This window comes from Streptomyces sp. CNX435 (assembly GCF_059570575.1).
This window is the reverse complement of record NZ_JCANTA010000002.1, coordinates 278,561-300,651: the sequence shown is the minus strand read 5'-3', so window position 1 is coordinate 300,651 and position 22,091 is coordinate 278,561. Positions and strand designations below refer to the sequence as shown.

19 protein-coding genes are annotated in these 22,091 nt (G+C 72.5%); 15 read left to right on the top strand and 4 right to left on the bottom strand.

Translation table 11 applies throughout. The features are described from left to right. Positions 1-192 precede the first annotated feature (192 nt). From T328_RS04675 to T328_RS04660, 4 genes are all read left to right on the top strand, one after another. Positions 193-2,775 (top strand): PA14 domain-containing protein, encoded by a 2,583-nt coding sequence (locus T328_RS04675; RefSeq protein ID WP_496494557.1) that lies wholly within the window; start codon positions 193-195, stop codon positions 2,773-2,775. A 169-nt stretch (positions 2,776-2,944) separates the two neighbouring features. Continuing rightward, positions 2,945-3,901 carry a pirin family protein gene (locus tag T328_RS04670; protein ID WP_496494556.1) on the top strand — a complete coding sequence of 319 codons (957 nt, stop codon included), beginning with the start codon at positions 2,945-2,947 and terminating at the stop codon, positions 3,899-3,901. Positions 3,902-4,347: 446 nt separating this feature from the next. Further along, positions 4,348-5,052 (top strand): helix-turn-helix domain-containing protein, encoded by a 705-nt coding sequence (locus tag T328_RS04665; protein WP_496494555.1) that lies wholly within the window; start codon positions 4,348-4,350, stop codon positions 5,050-5,052. 66 nt (positions 5,053-5,118) lie between these two features. After that, a complete protein-coding gene (locus T328_RS04660; protein WP_496494554.1) occupies positions 5,119-5,670 on the top strand; it encodes a dihydrofolate reductase family protein in 552 nt (183 codons plus the stop codon). An 8-nt stretch (positions 5,671-5,678) separates the two neighbouring features. Here T328_RS04660 and T328_RS04655 read toward each other — a convergent pair whose 3' ends face one another. After that, on the bottom strand, positions 5,679-7,226 hold the full coding sequence (locus tag T328_RS04655) for an MFS transporter (protein WP_496494553.1): 1,548 nt from the start codon (positions 7,224-7,226) through the stop codon (positions 5,679-5,681). A 230-nt stretch (positions 7,227-7,456) separates the two neighbouring features. Here T328_RS04655 and T328_RS04650 point away from each other — a divergent pair, with 230 nt between their 5' ends. Continuing rightward, complete coding sequence (locus tag T328_RS04650) at positions 7,457-7,867, top strand: universal stress protein (RefSeq protein WP_496494894.1); 411 nt, start codon at positions 7,457-7,459, stop codon at positions 7,865-7,867. 63 nt (positions 7,868-7,930) lie between these two features. Continuing rightward, on the top strand, positions 7,931-8,149 hold the full coding sequence (locus T328_RS04645; RefSeq protein WP_496494552.1) for a dodecin: 219 nt from the start codon (positions 7,931-7,933) through the stop codon (positions 8,147-8,149). A gap of 33 nt (positions 8,150-8,182) precedes the next feature. Here the strand turns inward: T328_RS04645 and T328_RS04640 are convergent, their stop codons facing one another. Then, a complete protein-coding gene (locus tag T328_RS04640) occupies positions 8,183-9,052 on the bottom strand; it encodes an Fpg/Nei family DNA glycosylase (protein ID WP_496494551.1) in 870 nt (289 codons plus the stop codon). Between the two features lie 28 nt (positions 9,053-9,080). Between T328_RS04640 and T328_RS04635 the strand changes: the two genes are divergently transcribed. Then, positions 9,081-9,761 carry a helix-turn-helix domain-containing protein gene (locus tag T328_RS04635; RefSeq protein WP_496494550.1) on the top strand — a complete coding sequence of 227 codons (681 nt, stop codon included), beginning with the start codon at positions 9,081-9,083 and terminating at the stop codon, positions 9,759-9,761. Positions 9,762-9,807: 46 nt separating this feature from the next. On the opposite strand, the gene T328_RS04630 is transcribed toward T328_RS04635, so the two are convergent. After that, positions 9,808-10,200 carry a VOC family protein gene (locus tag T328_RS04630; RefSeq protein WP_496494549.1) on the bottom strand — a complete coding sequence of 131 codons (393 nt, stop codon included), beginning with the start codon at positions 10,198-10,200 and terminating at the stop codon, positions 9,808-9,810. A 315-nt stretch (positions 10,201-10,515) separates the two neighbouring features. Between T328_RS04630 and T328_RS04625 the strand changes: the two genes are divergently transcribed. From T328_RS04625 to T328_RS04610, 4 genes are all read left to right on the top strand, one after another. After that, positions 10,516-11,679 carry an RNA-guided endonuclease InsQ/TnpB family protein gene (locus T328_RS04625; RefSeq protein WP_496494548.1) on the top strand — a complete coding sequence of 388 codons (1,164 nt, stop codon included), beginning with the start codon at positions 10,516-10,518 and terminating at the stop codon, positions 11,677-11,679. A 379-nt stretch (positions 11,680-12,058) separates the two neighbouring features. After that, positions 12,059-13,216: an NAD(P) transhydrogenase subunit alpha gene (locus T328_RS04620; protein ID WP_496494547.1), complete on the top strand. Its 1,158-nt coding sequence runs from the start codon at positions 12,059-12,061 to the stop codon at positions 13,214-13,216. Then, positions 13,213-13,548 (top strand): NAD(P) transhydrogenase subunit alpha part 2, encoded by a 336-nt coding sequence (locus T328_RS04615; RefSeq protein WP_496494546.1) that lies wholly within the window; start codon positions 13,213-13,215, stop codon positions 13,546-13,548. The genes T328_RS04620 and T328_RS04615 overlap by 4 nt, the downstream gene beginning before the upstream one ends. Next, entirely contained in the window at positions 13,545-14,957 is a 1,413-nt protein-coding gene (locus tag T328_RS04610; RefSeq protein WP_496494545.1) for an NAD(P)(+) transhydrogenase (Re/Si-specific) subunit beta, read from the top strand. Before T328_RS04615 ends, T328_RS04610 begins: the two co-directional genes overlap by 4 nt. 39 nt (positions 14,958-14,996) lie before the next feature. Here T328_RS04610 and T328_RS04605 read toward each other — a convergent pair whose 3' ends face one another. Beyond that, positions 14,997-15,185: a hypothetical protein gene (locus tag T328_RS04605; protein WP_496494544.1), complete on the bottom strand. Its 189-nt coding sequence runs from the start codon at positions 15,183-15,185 to the stop codon at positions 14,997-14,999. 282 nt (positions 15,186-15,467) lie between these two features. On the opposite strand from T328_RS04605, the gene T328_RS04600 reads away from it, so the two are divergent. The 4 genes from T328_RS04600 to T328_RS04585 all read left to right on the top strand — a co-directional run bounded on the left by T328_RS04600 (position 15,468) and on the right by T328_RS04585 (position 22,085). Further along, positions 15,468-16,463 carry a DUF3048 domain-containing protein gene (locus T328_RS04600; protein WP_496494543.1) on the top strand — a complete coding sequence of 332 codons (996 nt, stop codon included), beginning with the start codon at positions 15,468-15,470 and terminating at the stop codon, positions 16,461-16,463. Positions 16,464-16,564: 101 nt separating this feature from the next. Then, entirely contained in the window at positions 16,565-17,164 is a 600-nt protein-coding gene (locus T328_RS04595) for a TetR/AcrR family transcriptional regulator (protein ID WP_496494542.1), read from the top strand. A 108-nt stretch (positions 17,165-17,272) separates the two neighbouring features. Then, positions 17,273-19,516: an MMPL family transporter gene (locus T328_RS04590; RefSeq protein ID WP_496494541.1), complete on the top strand. Its 2,244-nt coding sequence runs from the start codon at positions 17,273-17,275 to the stop codon at positions 19,514-19,516. Positions 19,517-19,715: 199 nt separating this feature from the next. Continuing rightward, entirely contained in the window at positions 19,716-22,085 is a 2,370-nt protein-coding gene (locus T328_RS04585) for an alpha-L-fucosidase (protein WP_496494540.1), read from the top strand. Positions 22,086-22,091 lie beyond the last annotated feature (6 nt).

The window sequence follows — 22,091 nt, the reverse complement described above, 5'->3', positions numbered from 1 at the left end:
CAACGCAGGAGGCGTGCTGTCATGCCAACTGCCCTTGTTTCCAACGTTATACAAGACACCCGGGGGCAAGGGCAGTCCCAGCACCCGCATTCTCCGACTCCGGAGGTATCCGTGCACTCCTCCCTCAGACGCGTACGGCGGCGACTACTCCGCTGGCCAACGCCCATTCTCGCGGCCCTCGCCCTGACCCTGGTGCCCGCCGGCCCGGGCTTCCCGGCCGCCGGCGAGGACCGGCAGGCCGCCGCTGACGCCGCCGACGCCCGCGAAGCCGCCGAGGTCCAAGGTCTCAAAGGCGAGTACTACACCCACAGCGCCCCCGGCGCCTTCGATTTCGACGAGCTGAAGGCCACCGCTTACGACCCGTCGCTCGACTTCAACGACCTGGAGCCGCGCCTCACGGCCCGCACCGGCCAGGCCGACAACGTCAGCGTCCGCTGGACCGGCGGGATCACCCCCGAGGTCTCCGGCGAGCACACCTTCCACGTCAGCGCCGACAACGGCTTCCGCCTCTGGGTGGATGACAAGCTCGTCATCGACCACTGGGTCGACGACTGGGACAACGAGCAGACCTCGCAGCCCGTGGCCCTGGAGGCGGGCCGCACCCACGACCTGAAGGTGGAGTACTTCGAGAACCACGGAGGCTCCAACTTCCACCTGCGCTGGACCGAGCCGGGCGCCGAGAAGGAGGCCGTGCCGCAGTCCGCGCTCTCGCTCCCCGAGGGCTTCGACTACGACGGCCCCACCGACGTCGCCGTGCAGCCCGACGGCCGCACGCTGACCCTGGACTTCGCCCAGCCGCTCGCCGCTCCCCCGGCGGCCTTCGACGAGCACCTGGAGACCGTCATCGGCGGCGCCGAGTGGCCGCGCGCCGCGGCCGCACCCGACCCCGCCGACCCCTCCCGGCTGATCGTCCCGCTCGATGAGCCGGTCGTCGGCCAGGGCGGCTTCGCCGACGTGCGCTACGACGGGCAGGGCGGCCTGACCGGCGCGGACGGCACGGACGTCGGCGAGTTCTGGACCTCGGGGGCCAACAACTCCGAGTACCAGCTGCGCACCAAGTGGGCCGACGACGTCGACCCGGAGGGCCCCCTGCCCGAGTACCCGCGCCCCCAGCTCACCCGCGAGGACTGGCAGAGCCTCAACGGCTCGTGGCAGTTCGCCGGCGCCGAGGAGGGCGAGCGCCCGCCGTTCGGCCGCACACTGGACGAGAAGATCGTCGTGCCGTACCCGGTCGAGTCCGAGCTGTCCGGCGTCCAGCGGCACGAGGAGCGCATGTGGTACAAGCGCACCTTCACCGTGCCGCGGGACTGGCGCGTCGGCCAGGGCGGCGAGCGGCTGCAGCTCAACTTCGACGCGGTCGACTGGAAGGCCGACGTCTGGCTCAACGGCAAGCAGGTCGCGTCCCACAAGGGCGGCTACGACCGGTTCAGCGCCGACGCCACCTCCGCGCTGCGCAGCGGCGGCAAGCAGGAGCTGATCGTCGGGGTCTACGATCCGACCGACTCCGCCGACGGCGAGAACCCGCCGATGGGCAAGCAGCGGCTGTCGCCCAGCGGCATCTGGTACACCTCCTCGTCCGGCATCTGGCAGTCGGTGTGGATGGAGCCGGTGCCCACCGACCGCGCCGAGGACCTGAAGATCACCCCCGACGTGGCCGGGGAGCAGACCGCGGTCGAGGTCGAGGGCGTACGCGACGGGCTGCCGGTCACCGCGACCGCGTACGACGGCGACCGCGAGGTCGGCACCGCCACCGGCCGGACCGGCGAGGCGCTGACCGTGCCCGTGCCCGAGCCCCGGCTCTGGTCGCCGGACGACCCGTTCCTGTACGACCTGAAGGTGACCGTCGGCAGCGGGCCAGCGGCCGACGAGGTGGCCGGCTACTTCGGCATGCGCACCGTGGGCGTCGAGACGGTCGACGGCCAGCGGCGCATGACGCTCAACGGCGACCCGGTGTTCTCCATGGCCACCCTCGACCAGGGCTTCTGGCCCGAGGGCATCCACACCGCGCCCACCGACGAGGCGCTGAAGTACGACCTCGAAGCGCACAAGGAGATGGGCTTCAACTCCGTGCGCAAGCACATCAAGGTCGAGCCGGACCGGTGGTTCTACCACGCCGACAAGCTGGGGCTGCTGGTGTGGCAGGACATGCCGTCGATGTACACCAAGACGCCGTCGGAGAGTTCCCGCACGCAGTTCGAACTCGAGCTGAAGGAGATGATCGAGCAGCACGACAGCCACCCGTCGGTGGTCATGTGGGTGACCTTCAACGAGGGCTGGGGCCAGTACGACCAGGCCCGTATCGCCGACTACGCCAAGGAGCTGGACCCGACCCGGCTGGTCAACAACATGAGCGGCCACAACTGCTGCGGCGCGGTCGACGGCGGCAACGGCGACATCTCCGACGCCCACGGCTATCCCAGCCCGCAGCTCCCCCAGCCCGACGGCAGCCGCGCGCTGGTCAGCGGCGAGTACGGCGGCCTCGGGCTGGCCATCCCGGGCAACGCCTGGCCGGTGCGGCACACCTACGTGGGCGTGGACCGCGAGGCGTACACCGAGGAGTATCTGATCAAGCTGGCCGAGATCGAGCGGTTCGCCGCCTGCAACGGCAGCAGCGGCGCCGTCTACACCCAGATCACGGATGTGGAGGGCGAGCTGAACGGGCTGCTGACGTACGACCGGAAGGTCGTCAAGCCCGATGTGGAACGCATCCGAACCGCCCATGAGGCGCTGATCGAGGGGGCCGCCGACGGCACCCTCACCTGCGACGCCTCCTGACGGACCGCCCGCCCCCGGCTGCCCCCCGGCCGCGGCACCCGCCGCGGCCGGGACCGGGGGCGGGCCCCGGTCGCGGCGCCGGCCTGGCGGCGCGACCGTGGCGTACGTGCCACGCGGCCGGCCGGCTCCGTCAGGCGGATGCCGGCCGCTCGCGCGTAGCGTTACGCGCATGAGCAATCTCGACGTGAGGCCCCCGGTCGCCGCGTGCGGCGGGCGGGCGGACGTGACGGCGGAACCGGTGCGCGAGGTGCTGCAGGCGCGGCACATGCCGCTGGGCGAGAGCACGGTCGTACGGCGGCTGCTGCCGAACCTCGGCCGGCGGATGGTCGGGGCCTGGTGCTTCGTCGACCACTACGGCCCGGACGACATCGCCGGCGAGCCCGGGATGCAGGTGCCGCCGCACCCGCACACCGGGCTGCAGACCGTCAGCTGGCTGCACGACGGGGAGGTCCTGCACCGCGACAGCCTCGGCAGCCTGCAGCCGGTACGGCCGCGGGAGCTGGGGCTGATGACGGCGGGGCGTGCCATCGCGCACTCGGAGGAGTCGCCGCGCGACCACTCGCGGCTGCTGCACGGCGCGCAGTTGTGGGTGGCGCTCCCGGACGCCCACCGGGACACCGCGCCCGCCTTCGAACACCACGCCGAGCTGCCGCGGGTGGCCGGCGGCGGCGGGCTGTCGGCGACCGTCGTCCTCGGCGAGCTGGCGGGGGCGTCGTCCCCGGGGACGACGTACACGCCGATCGTCGGCGCCGACGTCACCCTGGCGGCGGGTACGCGGACGCGGCTGCCGGTGGAGCCGGACTTCGAGTACGCGGCGCTCACGATGTCCGGCGAGGCGGAGGTCGACGGGCTGCGGCTGGCACCGGAGTCGATGGTGTACCTGGGCTGCGGCCGTACGGAGCTGCCGCTGCGCGCGGACGTGGACAGCTCGCTGATGCTGCTGGGCGGGGAGCCGTTCGCGGAGCGGATCGTGATGTGGTGGAACTTCGTCGGCCGCCACCACGACGAGATCGACCGGGCCCGCCGGGACTGGGCGGACGGCACCCGCTTCGGCGAGGTCCACGGCTACGCCGGCCCTCGGCTGGAGGCCCCGCCGCTGCCGCCGACGCCGCTGAAGCCGCGCTGAGGTCCGGTCCGTTCCGGCCCGTCGCGCGTCCTCACGGACGCGCGGCGGCCACGGCATGGGCCCCGCTGCCGGGGGAACAACGGGGCCCGAACAGAAGACTACGCGTCAGTAGCGCCGTTGCGAAGCCATACGCCGCTCCCGGGGCACAATCCAGCCAGCTCTTGCCACGCCTGTTCGGTCATGCCGGGTCCCGTACCCGGGCGGACACGGGCACGGGGCCACATGGCGCGCCCCGGTCCCCGACCGCCCCGCCGCCCGGCCGCCCGGCCGCCCGGCCGCCGAGACCGACGCCGGCTTCGACACCGTCCGCAACAAGCAGGTCCACCTGTGGCTGCCGTACGAGTCGCGGGGCTGAGCCGTCGCCGCCGGGCGGTTGTCGGTGGCGCGTGCCAGACTGCAGCCCACAGATGACGCCCGCGGGGCGTCCGCCGGCGCGAGGGGGCGCGATGGGCCTGGAGATCGAGGGGCGGCCGTCGGACTCGCCGTACGTCTCGTACGTCTGGCGCAGCCGCAGCGAGGACGTCGACCGGATGACGGCGGTCGCGTCGACGGGCTGGGACCTGGTCTTCTGGGAAGCGCGCGACGGGTTCCACGCCGCGGTCGCGGGCCCCGAGTCGCGGGTGAGCACGGCGCCGGTGCCCGCGGAGGCCGCGTTCTTCGGGATCACCTTCTCGCTGGGCACCACGTTGACGCACCTGCCTGCGCCGCGGCTGCTCGACAGCCAGGTGCAGATACCCGACGCCACACGCAGGTCGTTCTGGCTGAAGGGCTCGCACTGGCCGGTGCCGGGCCCCGACGACGCCGAGGCGTTCGCGGACCGGCTGGCGCGGGCCGGCGTGCTGATCCGCGACCCGCTGGTCAGCGAGATGGTGCGCGGTGGCACCCCGGACGTCTCCGCGCGCACCGCGCAGCGGCGCTTCCGGTCCACGACGGGATTCACCCACGGCGCCGCCCGGCAGATCGAACGCGCCCGGCACGCCGCGGTCCTGCTCCGCGACGGCGCCACGACCGGCGACGTCGTCCACCGTCTCGGCTACTACGACGAGCCCCATCTCGCCCGCGCGCTCGCCCCCTTCATAGGGCGGACCGCCGGGCAGCTCCGGGACGACCCGCGGCCCGCGCGGCCGCTGTCGCTTCTGTACAAGACCTGACGCCCGCCCGCGCCTAATGTCTCGACGGAGTGCACCTTCCACAACTCCCGTCTCCTGGAGCACATCATGAGAAAGATCGTCGCCAGCCTGTTCATCTCCGTCGACGGCGTCGTGGAGGCGCCGGAAAAGTGGAACGCCTCCTATTTCGACGCCGAGATGGGCGAGGCGGTCGGTGCGCTGTTGTCCGACACCATGCTCTACGGCCGCAAGACCTACGAGGGCTTCGCGGCGGCGTGGCCGCAGCGGGAGGGGACCGACCACGAGGACGCCGGGTTCGCCAAGATCCTCGGCGACGCCCGCAAGATCGTCGTCTCCCGCGGCGAGGTCGACCTGTCCTGGCGGAACTCCGAGAAGCTGCAGGGCGACCTGGTCGCCGGCGTGACCGCGCTGAAGGAGGAGTCCGGCGGCGACGTCTCCGTCGGCGGCTCGATCTCCGTGATCCGGGATCTGCTGCGGCACGAGCTGCTGGACGAGCTGCACCTGCTGGTCCACCCGATCGCGGTGCGCAAGGGCGAGCGGCTCTTCGACGAGGGCGACTCCAGCATCCCGCTGAAGCTGCTGTCCTCGAAGGCGTTCGGCTCCGGCGTGCTGCACCTGGTCTACGGGCCCGCGGACTAGGGCCTGTCCTAAGGCCGTTCGGGCTTCTCGATGCCGTCGGCGGCCGGTTCCTCGACCAGCGACTGCAGCGGCGGGCCGGCCACCGCGCAGTGCACGTGGCACGGCGGCTCCACCGGTTCCGCCGCGACCCCGGCGCCCGAGCGGATCGTCAGCCAGGACAGCGCGGCCCCCGCGGCGAGCAGGCCGGCGCAGATGAGCAGGGCGATGCGGAAGCCGTCGCCGAACGCCTCGGGGTCGCGGTAGTCGTCGCCGGAGAGCCCGGCGGCGAGCGGCAGCGCGGCCACCGCGAGCAGGCCCGCGGCGCGGGCCACCGCGTTGTTGACGCCGGAGGCGATGCCGGAGTGCCGGTCCAGGGCGGCGCCGAGGACGGTGGCGGTGAGCGGTGCGACGGTCGTCGCCAGGCCGAAGCCGAAGAGCACGACGCCGGGCAGCACGTCCCGCACGTACGACACGTCGTCGCCCGGCCCGCCGACGCGCAGCATCAGCAGCAGCCCGGCGGCGCAGGCCGCCGGGCCGACCGTCATGGGGATGCGCGGCCCGATGCGCTCCGACAGCTTCCCGGACCGCTCCGAGAGCGCCAGCATGATGAGCGTCACCGGCAGCAGCGCGGAGCCCGCCGCCAGCGGCGAGTAGCCCGCGGCGATCTGCAGGTCCAGCACGAGGAAGAAGGTCACCCCGCCGAGGGCGGCGTAGACGACGAAGGTCACCAGGTTCGCCGCGGTGAACTGGCGGGAGCCGAACAGCCCCGGGGCCAGCATCGGATGGCTGCTGCGCCGCTGTACGACCACGAACGCCGCCAGCGCCGCCACCCCCGCCGCGCTGCTCGCGGCCAGCAGAACCGCCGACGCGCCCTCCTCCGGCGCGGCGATCAGGGCGTACGTCACGCCCGCCAGGCCCAGCGCGCCGAGCGCGGCGCCGGCCCAGTCGAAGCGGCCGGTGGCCGACTCGTCGCGGCTCTCGGGTACGTGCCGGGCCGCGACGGCCACGACGACGGCGGCCAGCGGCACGTTGATGGCGAACACCCACCGCCAGCTCGCCGCCTCCACCAGCCAGCCGCCCAGCAGCGGCCCGAGGGCGCCGGCGATGCCGCCGAGGCCCGACCAGACGCCGATCGCGCGCGCCCGGTCCTCGGGAGCGAAGGAGGACTGGATGAGGGCGAGCGAGCCGGGGGTCAGCAGCGCGCCGCCGATGCCCTGCAGGCCGCGGGCGGCGATCAGGATGCCGACGTTCGGCGCCAGCGCGCAGAGCAGGGACGCCAGCGCGAACCACACCGTGCCGACGACGAACAGCCGGCGGCGGCCGTAGCGGTCGCCGAGGGCGCCGCCGAGGAGGATGAGCGCGGCGAGGGTGAGGGTGTAGCCCGTGACGGTCCACTGCAGGCCGCCGAGGGAGGCGTCGAGGTCGTCGCCGATGGTGGGCAGCGCGACGTTGACGACGGTGGCGTCGAGGAAGGTGATGCCGGAGCCGATCACCACCGCGGTCAGCAGCCAGCGGCCCGCCGGCTCCGCCAGCCTGAGGCCCGCGGGGGCGACGGCGGGCGGCTTCGATTCCGTCATACCCGCAGTCAATCGCACGGTCGGGCCACACGCATCGCACCGGGCGGTGCCCGCCGTGCGGCCCGTCGGGTAGCGTCCGGGTTGTGAGCGACGTCAGCCCGGGGGGCAACCTCGAAGACAGGCCCGAAGACGCGGCCGGGGACCGGCCGGACGACCGGCGAGGCGAACGGCCCGGGGATCCGTCCGAGAGCGGCTCGTCCCGCTTCGAGCGCGGCACGGACGGCCCCAAGGTGATCCTCGCGGGCGTGGACGGCTCGGACACCTCCTGGCGCGCCGCCGCCTACGCCGCCGGCCTGGCCCGGCGGCAGGGTTCGCTGCTCGCGCTCGTGTACGTGCAGCCGACGCTGGCCGCCGCGGCGGCTCTCGGCGCGCCGGTCGCGGGCACCACGGAGGAGGTCGCCCAGGAGCTGGTGGCGGAGATCCGGCGGACCGCGGAGCAGCTGCGCGGGATGTTCGACGTCCGCTGGGAGTTCCACACCCGGCACGGCGACGCGTACGCGGGGCTGGTGCAGGCGGCGCAGGACCTGACGGCGGACGCGGTCATCGTGGGCGCGTCGGAGCAGGCGGGCCACCGGTTCGTCGGCTCGGTGGCCGTCCGGCTGGTCAAGGCGGGCCGCTGGCCGGTGACCGTGGTGCCGTAACCTCGCGGGCGGATGCCGGGCGCCCGTCTCGCGGCCCGGGCGGGTCTGCGGCACGGTGGGTTCATGACCAACCACACGTACCGCATCACCGAAATCGTCGGCTCCTCCCCCGACGGCGTCGACGACGCCGTCCGCAACGGAGTCGCCCGCGCCTCCCGGACGCTGCGCAACCTGGACTGGTTCGAGGTCACGCAGGTGCGCGGGCAGCTGGAGGGCGGCGAGGTCGCGCACTGGCAGGTGGGCCTGAAGCTGGGCTTCCGGCTGGAGGAGCCGGGCGACTGACGGGGTCCGCCGCGGCCGGGAACCGCCCCGCGGTCACTTCAGCAGCCGCGACATCCGCCGGTCGGCCAGCGGCTTGCCGCCGGTCTGGCAGGTGGGGCAGTACTGCAGGGCCGAATCGCTGAACGACACCTCGCGGATGGTGTCGCCGCAGACGGGACACTTCTCCCCGGCCCGCCCGTGCACCCGCAGGCCGCTCTTCTTCTCCGCCTTCAGCCGCCCCGCCGCCACGCCGCGCGAGCGCTCGACCGCCCCGCGCAGCGTGTCGCCGATCGCGGCGTAGAGCACGGCGGTCTCCTCGTCGGTGAGGTTCGCGGCGAGCTTGTACGGGGAGAGCTTCGCGACGTGCAGGATCTCGTCCGAGTACGCGTTGCCGATACCCGCGATCGTCGACTGGTCGCGCAGCATGCCCTTGATCTGCCGCCGCTCCCTGGCCAGCAGCGCGGCGAACGCCTCCGGCGTGAACGCCGCGTCCAGCGGGTCGGGCCCCAGCCGGGCGACGCCGGGCACGTCCCGCGGGTCCCGTACGCAGTAGACCGCGAGGCGCTTCTGCGTGCCCGCCTCGGTGAGGTCGAAGCCCGCGCCCTCCGGCTCGGCGAGCCGCACCCGCAGCGCCAGCGGCCCCTTGCCCGGCCGCGGCGGCGCGGCCGGCAGGGTGTCCTTCCACTGCAGCCAGCCGGCCCGGGCCAGATGGATCACCAGGTGCAGCTCGTCGGCGACCGTGAGGTCCAGGAACTTGCCGTGCCGGCCGACGGCGGTGACCTCGGCGCCCTCCAGCGCGGTGACCGGCGGGTCGTACGTCTTGAGCACGCTGATCGCGACCGGCTGCACCCGGGCGATGTGCCGGCCCACGAGGTGCTCGGTCAGGAATCCGCTGAGCGCTTCGACTTCGGGAAGCTCGGGCATGCCCTCCAGTCTGCGGCATCCTGGGGTGATGTACGAGGAGAGGCCCGCGCTGCTCGACGGCGCGGTCGTCTGGCGCCGCCGGGACGTCCGGCCGGGGCCGTACCGGGTGCTGCCGGACGGCGGCACCGACCTGATCCTCGCGCCGGACGGGCTGCTCGTCGCCGGCCCCGACACCCGCGCGCACGTCGGCACCGGCGTCGCCGGCGACTCGTACACCGGCCTGCGCTTCGCCCCCGGGCAGGGCCCGGCGGTGCTGGGCGCGCCCGCGCACGAGCTGCGGAACCTGCGGGTGCCGCTCGCGGACCTGTGGGGCTCGCGGCGGGCGCGGCTGGCGGCGGAGCGGGTGGCGGGCGCGGCGGACCCGGGGGCGGCGCTGGAGGCGCTGGCGCGGGCGCGGCTGGCGGACGCGGCGCCGCCGGAGCCGTACGTGCCCGCGGTGGTCGCGGCGCTGGCCGCGGGCCGGCCGGTGGCCGAGATCGCCGGGGCGGTGGGGCTCGGCGCGCGGCAGCTGCACCGGCGCAGCCTGGCGGTGTTCGGGTACGGGCCGAAGACGCTGGCCCGCGTGCTGCGGATGAACCGCGCGCTGGCGCTGGCCCGGGCGGGTACGCCGCCGGCCGCGGCGGCGGCACTGGCGGGGTACGCGGACCAGGCGCACCTGGCGCGCGAGATGCGGGCGCTGGCCGGGGTGCCGCTGACGGCGCTGCTGTAGGGCAGAGCCGCACCCCGGCCCGGGCGTCCCGCGGGCCGCCCGGCCCTCAGCCGAGCGGCGCGAAGAGGTCCACGCCGTTGCCGTCCGGGTCCTTCACCTGCGCGTAGCGCTGGCCCCACGCCGCGTCCCAGGGCGCGAGGGCGCCCTTGTACCCCGCGTCGGTGAGCATCGCGTACGTCGCGTCCACGTCGGCCGGGCCGTCGCAGCGGAAGGCGAGCCCGATCCGTCCCTCCCCGGTCGGCGGCTCGAAGTCGGGCGCGAAGGACTTGACGGTCTCCTCCGAGTCCCACAGCAGCCGCATCCCGCCGGGCAGGGATGCCTCGACGTGCGGCTCCCCGTCGGCGTCGGCGGGGATGTCAAGCCCGAGCAGGCGGTAGAAGGCGAGGGTGGCGGCCATGTCGGCGGTCACCATTCCGATGGCGTCGAATCGTGCGGTCATGTCCCCGACCCTAGGAGCCGGCGCCCGGCCCGTCTTGAAGGAATCGGACATCCTGCCCGGACGTCCTACCCGGCCGGCGGCGCGGGTGCGGGCACCGGTCCCGCAAACGGGTTCGGCAGCCCGTACTCCTCGCTCAGCAGTTCCTGGTCGAGCGCGACAACTGCGCGAGCTGTTCGCCAAGCACGGCCGTGACCGGCACGCGCTGCGGGAGAGGGGTGGCTTCCTCGGAGCGGAACCGCGAAGTGGCGGCGGGCTCTTCGTGGTGCCTGAACGGCAAGTTGACCACGCGTGATCCGCCCTATTAACGTGTCCTGCGTGAAGATTGTCGCGCAGGTGAAGCTTGCGCCCATGTCCGCTCATGATGCAGATGCGCTGGCGGCGACCCTGCGTGCCTGCAACCGGGCCGCGAATGCCGCGTCCGAGGTGGCTCACGCCACGGGCAAGGTGCGGCGCAACACGTTGCAGGACGCCGTCTACCACCGGATCAAGGCCGATTTCGACCTCGGCGCCCAAGCGGCCGTGCGCACCGTGAAGAAGGTGTGCGACGCCTACGCCACCCTCAAGAGCAACCTGAAGGCCGGGAACTACGGCCCCGCAGGCTCCAAACGGCGCACGGCCGTCGAGTCGAAGCCGGTCGCCTTCCGTGAGGACGCTGCCCAGCCGTTCGACGACCGCATCCTGGCGTGGAATCTCGACGCCCGGACCGTCTCCATCTGGACTGTGGCCGGACGCATCAAGGGCATCCCGTTTGTGTGCTCGGACGAGGCCATGCGGCTGCTGGCGTCCCGCAAGGGCGAATCCGACCTGGTGATGCGCGACGGGATGTTCTTCCTCGTCGCCACCATCGACGTTCCCGAACCGCCGGTGTTCGAGCCTGACGGCTTCCTCGGGGTGGATCTCGGCATCGTCAGCATCGCCACCACCTCCGACGGACGGATCATGTCCGGGCGCCACGTCAACCGCTACCGGCAGCGGCAACGCGACCTGCGCACCAAGCTCCAGAAGAAGCGCACCAAGTCCGCGAAGCGCCGGCTGAAGAACATCCGGCGCCGCGAGTCCCGGTACGCCACCCAGCGCAACCACATCATCGCCAAGAAGCTCGTGACCACCGCTGAACGCACCTCCCGGGGCATCGGATTGGAAGACCTGTCCGGCATCCGGCAGAGGGTTACGGCCAGGAAAGACCAGCGGGCACGACTGCACTCCTGGGCCTTCGCCCAACTCGGCGCCTTCGTCGAGTACAAAGCACGACGGGCAGGTGTGCCCGTGGTCCACGTGGACCCGCGCAACACCTCCCGCCAGTGCTCCGAGTGCTGGCACACCCACCGCACCAACCGGGTGACACAGGCACGGTTCGAGTGCCGGTCCTGCGGGACCGTCCTGCACGCGGACCACAACGGCTCCCGCAACATCGCCCACCGGGCCGATGCCGCGTGGAAGCGGGGCGCAGTCAACCGCCCCAGAACCGGCACACGCTGATTCCGGACGCAGGGGACCACGCGACAGCCAGCCGCGCTCCACCTGCAATCACGTCCTGCGGAGACCGGGTGACAAGCCCGGTCCTCCAGGCCGGGATGTTGACCCGCTGCCCCAACTCTGGTGCACAGGCTCGCGGACGGTGAGAGTCTGGACCGTCTCCCCATCACCACCGGCACATCCGCCACATCGGGCCCGTCCGTACCGGGCGGTCCCCACAAGACGGTTTCCGATAGCCTTCGCCGTCCGCCACTGCACCGCAGCACGCACCACGCAGCACCCTCACCGCACCGCAACCGCCCACTGCCCGAGGTGTCCCCGCCGCGCACCGCGGGCAGCACCCTGATGGTCGTCGCAATTCGCCCAAGAGGGAGCGAGAAGCATGGGAGCCCAAGCCGTCACCGCGGGGGTCCTGCGGGAGCGCGCGCCCGACGAGCGTCGCGTCGCCCTCACCCCCGAAGTCGTCACCCGCGTGCGCCGGTCGGGTGTCGACGTCCTCGTCGAGACCGGCGCGGGCGCGAGCGCCTGGTTCACCGACGCCGACTACACGGCCGTCGAGGCCGAGGTGGTCGGCGTCGACGAACTGATCCGCCGCGCCGACGTCGTGCTCTGCGTCGCGCCGCCGGACCGCGAGACCGCCGCCGCGCTGCGCTCCGGCCAGACGCTCGTCGGCATGCTCGACCCGCTCCGCCAGGCCCCTCTGATCGGCGAGCTGGCCGCCCGGGGGGTGACCGTCGTCAGCCTCGACCTGCTGCCCCGTACGCTCAGCCGGGCCCAGACGATGGACGCACTGACCTCCCAGGCCAATGTCGCGGGATACAAGGCGGTGCTGCTCGCCGCCGACGCCTACGACCGGTACTTCCCGATGCTGACGACGGCGGCGGGCACCTCGAAGCCCGCCGCCGTTCTCGTGCTCGGCGCGGGCGTCGCCGGGCTGCAGGCCATCGCCACCGCCCGCCGGCTGGGCGCGGTCGTCACCGCGTACGACGTACGGCCCGCGGCCCAGGGCGAGATCGAGTCGCTGGGCGCGAAGTTCCTGGAGCTCCAGGGCGTGGCCTCGGCCGCCGGCGAGGGCGGCTACGCGCGCGTGCTCACCGAGGAGGAGCAGCGCGCACAGCTCGCCGCGCTGACGGCGGCGGTCCCCCGCTTCGACGTGGTGATCACCACCGCCCGGGTGCCGGGGCGCAAGCCGCCGCTGATGGTCACGGCCGAGGCGCTGGAGCAGATGCGCCCCGGCTCGGTGGTGGTGGACATGGCGGCCAGTGAGCTGGGCGGCAACGTGGAGCTGTCCGAGCCGGACAAGACCGCGGTGCTGGCCGGCGGTGTGACGCTGATCGGCGCGGGCAACCTGCCGGCGGTGATGGCGACGGCCGCCTCCGCCGCGTACGCCCGCAACCTCAGCGCGCTGCTGGCGCACCTGGTGGCCGACGAGGCGGTGCGCATCGACCTCGACGACGAGATCCAGGCCGGCGTGGTCGTCGCGCACGGCGGCGAGGTCGTCAGCCCCGCGGTGGCCCCGCAGAACGGAGAGAACCGGTGAACCTCGATCTGCTCACCGCCGTCACGATCTTCGTGCTGAGCGTGCTGGTCGGCTTCGAAGTGATCAGCAAGGTGCCGGCGACGCTGCACACGCCGTTGATGTCCGGCGCCAACTCCATCCACGGGATCGTGCTGATCGGCGCGATGCTGGTGACGTCGCTGGCCGACGAGCCGCTGGAGTACGCGCTGGCCTTCGTGGCCGTCGCGTTCGGCGCGATGAACGTCGTCGGCGGGTACGTCGTCACCGACCGGATGCTGCACATGTTCCGCGCCCGCCCGGCGCCCGGCGGCGCCCGCGGCGAGGCCGCCGCCAAGGGGGGTGCGGCGAAGTGAGCGATCTGGAGACCGCCGTACGGTACGTCCTGCTGGCCGCCGCCGCCTGCTTCGTGCTGGGCCTGCGGCTGATGAACTCCCCCGCCACCGCCCGCCGGGGCAACACCCTCTCGGCCGCCGCCATGGCCGTCGCGATCGCGGCGACCGCGGTGCTGCTGGCGGAGCGCGGCGACATCACCGCCACCGGCTGGCTGGTGCTGCTCTCCGCGACGATCGTCGGCTCCGGCGCCGGGTTGTATCTGGCCCGTACGGTCGAGATGACCGCGATGCCGCAGCTGGTGAGCCTCTTCAACGCGGTCGGCGGCGGGGCCGCCGCGCTGCTGGCCATCGTCGAGCTGCTGCAGCACGCGCACCCGGAGGACCTCGGCGCGCGCACCACCGTGCCGGGCGGCATCGACATCCTCATCGGCGCCATCACCTTCTCCGGCTCGCTTATCGCCGCCGGGAAGCTACAGGGCCTGATCCCCGGCAAGCCGATCGTCCTGCCGGGCACCCGGGCGCTGAACGCCGCGCTCGCGGTCGTCTTCGCCGGTTCGGCGGTCTGGCTGGTCGTGGACCCGGGCAGTGTCCCGGCGCTGACGCTGCTCACCGTCGCGGGGCTCGCGTTCGGCGTCACGATGGTGCTGCCGATCGGCGGCGCGGACATGCCCGTGGTCATCTCGCTGCTCAACGCCTTCACCGGCACGGCGGTCGGCATGGCCGGCTTCGTGCTGAACGAGCCCGCGCTGATCATCGCCGGCGCGCTCGTCGGCGCCTCCGGCACGATCCTCACCAAGCTGATGGCCGACGCCATGAACCGGTCGATTCCGGCCATCATCGTGGGCGGCTTCGGCACCGGCGACGACGCGGCCGTCCAGGGCGCGGACGGGGACGTGCACGTACGCCCGGTCTCCGCCGACGACGTGGCGATCCAGCTCGCGTACGCCGGCAAGGTCGTCATCGTGCCGGGGTACGGGCTGGCCGCCGCGCAGGCGCAGCACGAACTGGGCGAGCTGGCGGATCTGCTGGAGGAGCACGGCGTGGCGGTCACGTACGCGATCCACCCGGTGGCCGGCCGGATGCCGGGGCACATGAACGTGCTGCTGGCAGAGGCCAACGTGCCGTATCCGCAGCTGAAGGAGATGGAGGAGGCGAACCCCGAGTTCCCGCAGGCGGACGTGGCGCTGGTGATCGGCGCCAACGACGTCACCAACCCGGCCGCGCGGCGGCCGGGCAACGCGATCTCGGGCATGCCGATCCTGGACGTGGACCGGGCCAAGAACGTGGTGGTGATCAAGCGGTCGATGGGCCACGGGTATGCGGGCATCGACAACGAGCTGTACACCGCGGAGAACACCGGGATGTTCTTCACCGACGCCAAGAAGGGGCTGGCCGACCTGAAGGCGGCGGTCCGTACGTTCGTCGGCTAGCGGCCGTGGGGGGTGGGCGCCGGGCGCCCGGCCGGGGGGTCAGTCGATGCCGCGCAGGATGTGCAGCTCGGCGGTGTCGGCCGGGTCGTCCTCGTATCCGGCGAGCCGGATGGGGGCCGAGCGCGCCCACACGTCCAGGCTGCGCAGGGAGTCCTCGCCCGCTCCCGGGCGCGGGGGCCGCTGTGGGTCGGGCTGGGCGGGCTGTTCCTCTGCGGCTTCTGTGGTCACCGTGCACTCCTCCGGGTCATGTGAACTGGTCAGCCCTGCCCGGGCGGGCGGGTGTCGGCGGACACCCCGGGCTGTTCGAATGGGCAGTTCGGACGCGGTGGCGCCGGCTGTGCTCGCGGACGGTCCGAGGGTGTCGGTCCTTCCCCGTGGGCGGGGTTGTCCGTTTCCACAGGGTAACGACTCGAAGCCGCGCACGCCTGCCGTTATCCCGTCGCACCCGTCGATCCTAGAATCAGATCACAGCACTTGATAGCGGGCATTTCACCCCCTGGAGGGAGCGCCATGGGCGCCAGCCGCATATCCCGCCTCCTGCGCGCGTCGGCGGTCCTGCCGGCCGCGCTCCTGCTGCTGCCGACCCTGCTCGCGGGCGGGTGCACCGACGGCGCGGAGGACAAGCGGAAACCCGACGAGGGGACCGAGAGGGAGGCGAAGGACCTCTCGCCGTTCACCGGGATGGCGGGGCGGAGCGGACCGGTGCTCGGCGTGAAGATCGACAACGCCGCGCCGGCGCGCCCGCAGACGGGGCTGGAGCGGGCGGACATCGTGTACGTCGAACGGGTGGAGGGCGGGCTCAGCCGGCTGCTCGCGGTGTACGCCACGCACGAGCCGAAGCGGGTCGGCCCGGTGCGCAGCGCGCGGGAGTCGGACCTCGAACTGCTGGAGCAGTTCGGCAGGCCCGCGCTCGCCTTCTCCGGCGCGCAGTCCAAGCTGCTTCCCGTCATCGACGACGCCCCCCTGTTCCCCGTATCGCCGAGCGAGGCGGGCGGGGCGTATCTGCGCGACCCCGCGCGGGCCGCGCCGCACAATCTCTACGTACGGCCGGGGAAGGCGCTGGCCGCGGCACCCGACGCGGACCCCGCACGGGACGTCGGCTTCCGCTTCGGCGCGGCACCGAAGGGGGGCGAGGCAACCCCCGAGCGGACCGTGCGCTACCCGGCCGCGAGCTTCGGCTTCACCTGGGACCCGGACGCGAAGCGCTGGCTGGTCTCGTTCGACGGCAGCCCGGCCGCCACCGCGGCGGGCGGGCGGCTGTCGGCGGCGACCGTCGTCGTCCAGCACGTGAAGATCCGCGACTCCCGCTTCGGCGACCGCTGGGGCAACGCCTCCCCCTTCACCGAGACCGTCGGCGCCGGGAAGGCGGAGGTGCTGCGCGGCGGCAGGTCATATCCGGCGAGGTGGGAGCGCGGATCGGCCGGCGACGGCACGGAGTTCACCGGCGCCGGCGGCGAGCCGGTGCGCTTCGCACCCGGCCCGGTCTGGGTCGTCTTCACGGAGTGACGCAAAGCACACCCCTGTTGGCGTGAACGCGTTCTGACAGCCGCTATCATTTTTGTCGGTGTACGAAACCGTTTCGTTCCGCTGACTGGGGAGGGGGCCCGATGGTCGCGCAGTACGCGAGTACCACCGGGCGCCGGAGCCGGCTGAGCGCCGAGCGCGAGCACGAGCTGTTCGAAGCCGTGCTCGACCATCTGCGCGAGGTCGGCTACGAGGCCCTCACGATGGACGCGGTCGCGGCTCGTACGCGGTCGAGCAAGGCCACCCTCTACCGCCAGTGGCACTCCAAGCCGCACTTGGTCGCCACGGCACTCCGGCACAGCAAGCCGGTGCGGGCGGCCGGGATCGACACCGGCACGCTGCGCGGGGATCTCGTGCAGTTCGCCGAGGGCGTGTGCGAAAGCGCGGAGAAGGACTCGGCCCTCCTTCGCGCGGTGTGCTTCGCCCAGCAGTCGAACGAGGAGCTGCAGCAGGCCATGTGGCAGCTGCTGGTCGAGCCGGAACTGGCGGCCTTCCACGACCTGATCGACCGCGCCGTCGGGCGCGGCGAGCTGGCCGCGGGAGTCCCCGCCTCGGAGTTCGTCCCGCACGTGATGCTGGGTGCCGTGCTGGCCCGGCCGCTCATTGACAACGCCCCGGTCACCAGCGACTACCTCGTCCGATTCGTCGACGCAGTGATTCTCCCCGCGCTGCGTCTGAACTGACCTGTTCCGCCGCTACCACAACCGAAAACAGCTCCACCTGGCGCACGCCGCTCTCGTCGTCGGGCTGGTACCACACAACCCACCGTCGAGATCAGGAGATACCTGCCCGTGGCCACCTTCCTCTACAAACTCGGCCGGCTGTCCTTCCGGCGCCGCCGATATGTCGCCCTGATATGGGTGCTGCTGCTCGGTCTCGCCGGGTTCGCCGCATCCTCCGCAGGTGAACCCCCGGCGGATGAGTTCGCGCTCCCGGGCACCGAGTCCCAGAAGGCCTTCGACCTCCTTGAGGAGCGCTTCCCGGGCTCGGCCGCCGACGGCGCGCAGGCCCGCATCGTCTTCCAGGCACCCGACGGCCAGAAAATCACCGCAACCGACAACCGGGACGCCGTCAACGGTGTCCTCGACGACCTCTCCGGCGGCCAGGCGGAGGCGGTCTCCGACCCGTTCGAGGGCAACGCCGCCGTCAGCAAGGACGGCTCCACCGCATACGCCACCGTGGACTACAAGGTCCCGGCCCCTGAGATCAGCACGGACACCCAGGACGGCATCGAAGAGGCGATGGAAGCCGGCCGCGACGCCGGACTGACCGTCGAGTCCGGCGGCGACGCCACCGTGCCCGAGACCTCACTCGGAAACGGCGAGATCATCGGCGTCGGCATCGCCCTCATCGTGCTCGTCGTCACCTTCGGCTCGATGCTGGCTGCCGGGCTGCCGATCCTCACCGCGCTGATCGGCCTCTTCATCGGCACCTCCGCGATCACGGCGACGGCGGCGACCTTCGGCCTGTCCGAGACCACCACCGTCCTGGCCACCATGATCGGGCTCGCCGTCGGCATCGACTACGCCCTGTTCATCGCCTCCCGCTACCGAGCCGAGCTCAGCGACGGCCACTCGCGGGAGGAGGCGGCCGGTCGTGCCGTCGGCACCGCGGGCTCCGCCGTGGTGTTCGCGGGCCTGACCGTGCTCATCGCGCTGTGCGGGCTCTCGATCGTCAACATCCCGATCCTCACCAAGATGGGCCTCACGGCGGCGCTCACCGTCGCCATCGCCGTGCTCATCGCCCTCACGCTGGTGCCGGCGGCGCTCGGCATGCTCGGCAAGCGCATCTTCGGCCGCCGGGTACGCAAGGCCAACCCGGAGACCGGCGTCCCCTCGACCGCAACGGTCCACGCCAAGCCGAACATGGGCACCCGCTGGTCCCGTCTGATCCTTCGGCGCCCGGTGCTCGTGCTGGTCACCGCCGTGATCGGGCTGGGCGCGGTGGCCGCGCCGGTGGCCAGCATGGAGCTGGGCCTGCCCGACGAGGGCAGCAACGCCCCCGACACCACCCAGCGCAAGGCGTACGACCTGCTGTCCGACGCCTTCGGTGCGGGCTTCAACGGCCCGCTCACCGTCGCCGCCGACCTCACCGGTGCCGACAACCCCGAGCAGGCGGCCGAGTCTCTCCGCGCGGACATCGAGGGGCTGGACGGCATCGTGGCGGTGAGCCCGGCAACGTTCAACGAGGCCGGGGACACCGCGACGATCATGGCGACGCCGAGCACCGGACCGAGCAACACGAAGACCGAGGACGTCGTTCACGAACTGCGCGATCTGGCAGACGCCCAGACCGGCGAGACCGGCGCCGAGGTCCTGGTCACGGGAGGCACCGCGGCGAACATCGACTTCTCGCAGGTGCTGAACGACGCGCTGGTGCCGTATCTGGCGATCGTCGTCGGCCTCGCCTTCCTGCTGCTGATGCTGGTGTTCCGCTCGATTCTGGTACCGCTCAAGGCCGCGCTCGGCTTCCTCTTCTCGGTGCTCGCCGCACTCGGCGCCGTCGTCGCGGTGTTCCAGTGGGGCTGGGCCTCGGGAGTGTTCGGGGTGGAGCAGAGCGGTCCCATCGTGTCGATGATGCCCATCTTCCTGATCGGCGTGATCTTCGGTCTCGCCATGGACTACGAGGTGTTCCTCGTGAGCCGGATGCGGGAGGCGTACGCCCACGGGGAAGACCCCCACAGCGCGGTGGTCAGCGGCTTCCGCTTCAGCGCGCGCGTGGTCACCGCCGCCGCGATCATCATGATCAGCGTCTTCTCCGGCTTCATCGGCGCGGGCGAGGACATCATCAAGACCATGGGTTTCGGCCTGGCGATCGCGGTCCTCTTCGACGCCTTCGTCGTCCGCATGACCATCGTCCCGGCGGTGCTGGCCCTGCTGGGCCACTCCGCCTGGTGGCTGCCGAAGTGGCTGGACCGGATCCTGCCCAACGTCGACATCGAGGGTGAGAAGCTGCACCGGCAGCTCGCCACGACCCCCGTGCCGCCGCCGACGCCCGGCGAGGAGCGGGAGCCGCAGCCCACCGGCGTGCGCTGAGGCACGTCCCGCGGTGCAAGGCACCGCGGGACCGTACGACAACGACCGGGGCCCGGTGGCGTTCGCGCCACCGGGCCCCGGTCGTTGCGCCGGGTCTTGACGTTCATCCGATGAATCTCTACGTTCCTCCCCCAGCAAGCGCTAGATTGCCCCAGAACTCCCAAAGACATCGGATGGATCATCCTAGAGGGAGGCCCGGATGAACGGGTTTGCACGACGGCACGTGCTCGGGATCGGCGTCGGAGCCGCGGCGGGCTCCGCGCTGGGGATCGCGCCCACCGCCGCCGGCGCCGCGCCGCCGGGCCCGGCCGGGGCCGCGGACGACACCGGAACCGCCGACGACTGGGGCCCGGTCCCGGACCCCGTACCGGTGCCGCTGACCGACCTCTTCGACAACGACGGCGTCGACACCGCCGACGCCCGCGGCGGCGACTTCGACGGCAGCGGCCACACCTATCCCAGCGAGGAGCTGCCCGCAGGGCCGATCGAGGTCGATGGCCTCCCCTTCGACTTCCCCGGCGCGGGCGCCGGCGAGCCGAACAACGTCGTCGCCATGGGGCAGCGCGTCGAACTGCCCCCGGGCCACTACCTGAGCGCGCTCTTCCTCGCCTCCTCCTCGTACGGGACCGCCTCCGGCGCGGCCACGGTGCACTACGCCGACGGCAGCACCGGTTCGGCCGGTCTCGCCGCGCCCGACTGGTACTCCGGCGGCGGCTCGCTCAGCGCCCCGTACCGCTACCGCCCGGACGGCACCAAGGACGACCACCAGGTGTTCATCGCCGTCGTGGAACTCGCCCTGGACCCGACGCGCGAGGCGGTCGCGCTCACCCTGCCGGTCACCAACCCGGCCGAGCAGGACAAGACTGCGCTGCACGTCTTCGCGCTCTCGCTGCAGCCCGTCGCCGAGGGGCGCGCGGTCGCGCTGCGCAACGCCCGTTCCACGACCGCCACCCTGGAGGACTCCGGCGCGCAGTCCGTGGAGGCCACGCTGGTCAACGCCGGCGACGTGTGGATCTCCGACGGCGACCAGCTCACCGTCACCGTCGACACCGAGGGCGCCCGTACTGTGGCCCCGGTCGCCGTGCCGCGCCTCGGCCCCGGCGAGCAGGCCCGGGTCGCGGTGGGTATCCGCAACCGCACGGGCGTGCCGCCGGGGACGGTGGAGGAGGGCCGCGTCGTCGCCGCCGGGAGCGACGGCACAGCCGCCGAGATCACTCGCCCGCTGACCCTCGGGGTCCCCGACTACGAGCCGACCGACGCCTCGCTGAGCACCCATCAGGCGCCGTACTGGTTCAACGACGCCAAGTTCGGGATCTTCATCCACTGGGGGGTGTACTCGGTGCCCGCCTGGGCGCCGGTCGGCAAGCAGTACGCGGAGTGGTACTGGGAGCAGATGAACAACCCGGACAACCCGACGCACGCCCACCACCGGGAGGTGTACGGCGAGGACTTCGCGTACGACGACTTCATCCCGATGTTCCGGGCCGAGCGCTTCGACCCGCGCGCCTGGGTCGAGCTGTTCCGGGACGCGGGCGCGCAGTACCACGTGCTGACGTCCAAGCACCACGAGGGCTTCGCGCTGTGGGACACCAAGCTCTCCACCCGCAACTCGGTCGCGATGGGCCCGCGCCGGGACCTGATCCGCGAGCTGTTCGACGCCTCCCGCACGTACACCCCCGACCTGCACTGCGGGCTGTACTTCTCGATGCCGGAGTGGTTCAACCCGGACAACCCGTGGGAGGGACACGCGCCGCGCAACCCGTACACGCTCGAACCCGTGCCGTACACCGGCTATACGGCGGGCAGGGACTACGTCCGCGACTACCAGGCGCCGCAGATGCTGGAGCTGATCCACGACTACGGCCCCGAGATCATGTGGTGCGACATCGGCGGCGTCAACGACAGCCACCGGGTACTCGCCGAGTACTTCAACGACGCCAAGAACCGGCCGCAGCCGATCGAGGTGACGGTCAACAACCGCTCCGGCATCGGCCCGCACGACTTCACCACCCCCGAGTACGCGGTGTACGAGACCACCGTCGTCGCCAAGTGGGAGGCCAGCCGCGGCCTCGACCCGTTCTCCTACGGATACAACGCCGAAACGCCCGATGACGCCTACATGACGACCGAGGAGGTCGTGCACAGCCTCGTCGACATCGTGAGCAAGAACGGCAACTTCCTCCTCGACATCGGGCCGCGCGCCGACGGCACGATCCCGGAGATCATGGAGCGGCGGCTGCGCGAGACCGGCGAGTGGCTGCGCATCAACGGTGAGGCGATCTACGGCACCACCTACTGGTCCCGCATGGCGCAGCTCGGCGAGGACCTGCGGTTCACCACGACCCGCGACGCCTTCTACATCCACTCGCTCGCCGCGCCCTCGTCCCGGCTGATCGTCGAGGCCCCGGTGCCGGTCCGGGCCGACGACCAGATCACGATGCTCGGCCACGACCGGCCGCTGACCTGGAGCGTCGAGGGCGGGGCGCTGGTCATCGAGGTGCCCGCGGCGGCCCGCAGGGCCGGCCAGCACGCCTGGGTTTTCAAGGTGCACACCAGCGGCTCATCCTGACGGGCG

What these genes read in the sequence shown, in the direction of transcription:
- T328_RS04655 (WP_496494553.1), bottom strand. Translation starts at nt 7,226, where the DNA reads ATGACGGAATCGAAGCCGCCCGCCGTCGCCCCCGCGGGCCTCAGGCTG.
- T328_RS04665 (WP_496494555.1), top strand. Translation starts at nt 4,348, where the DNA reads ATGGGCCTGGAGATCGAGGGGCGGCCGTCGGACTCGCCGTACGTCTCG.
- T328_RS04595 (WP_496494542.1), top strand. Translation starts at nt 16,565, where the DNA reads ATGGTCGCGCAGTACGCGAGTACCACCGGGCGCCGGAGCCGGCTGAGC.
- T328_RS04630 (WP_496494549.1), bottom strand. Translation starts at nt 10,200, where the DNA reads ATGACCGCACGATTCGACGCCATCGGAATGGTGACCGCCGACATGGCC.
- T328_RS04585 (WP_496494540.1), top strand. Translation starts at nt 19,716, where the DNA reads ATGAACGGGTTTGCACGACGGCACGTGCTCGGGATCGGCGTCGGAGCC.
- T328_RS04600 (WP_496494543.1), top strand. Translation starts at nt 15,468, where the DNA reads ATGGGCGCCAGCCGCATATCCCGCCTCCTGCGCGCGTCGGCGGTCCTG.
- T328_RS04635 (WP_496494550.1), top strand. Translation starts at nt 9,081, where the DNA reads ATGTACGAGGAGAGGCCCGCGCTGCTCGACGGCGCGGTCGTCTGGCGC.
- T328_RS04670 (WP_496494556.1), top strand. Translation starts at nt 2,945, where the DNA reads ATGAGCAATCTCGACGTGAGGCCCCCGGTCGCCGCGTGCGGCGGGCGG.
- T328_RS04640 (WP_496494551.1), bottom strand. Translation starts at nt 9,052, where the DNA reads ATGCCCGAGCTTCCCGAAGTCGAAGCGCTCAGCGGATTCCTGACCGAG.
- T328_RS04660 (WP_496494554.1), top strand. Translation starts at nt 5,119, where the DNA reads ATGAGAAAGATCGTCGCCAGCCTGTTCATCTCCGTCGACGGCGTCGTG.
- T328_RS04645 (WP_496494552.1), top strand. Translation starts at nt 7,931, where the DNA reads ATGACCAACCACACGTACCGCATCACCGAAATCGTCGGCTCCTCCCCC.
- T328_RS04620 (WP_496494547.1), top strand. Translation starts at nt 12,059, where the DNA reads ATGGGAGCCCAAGCCGTCACCGCGGGGGTCCTGCGGGAGCGCGCGCCC.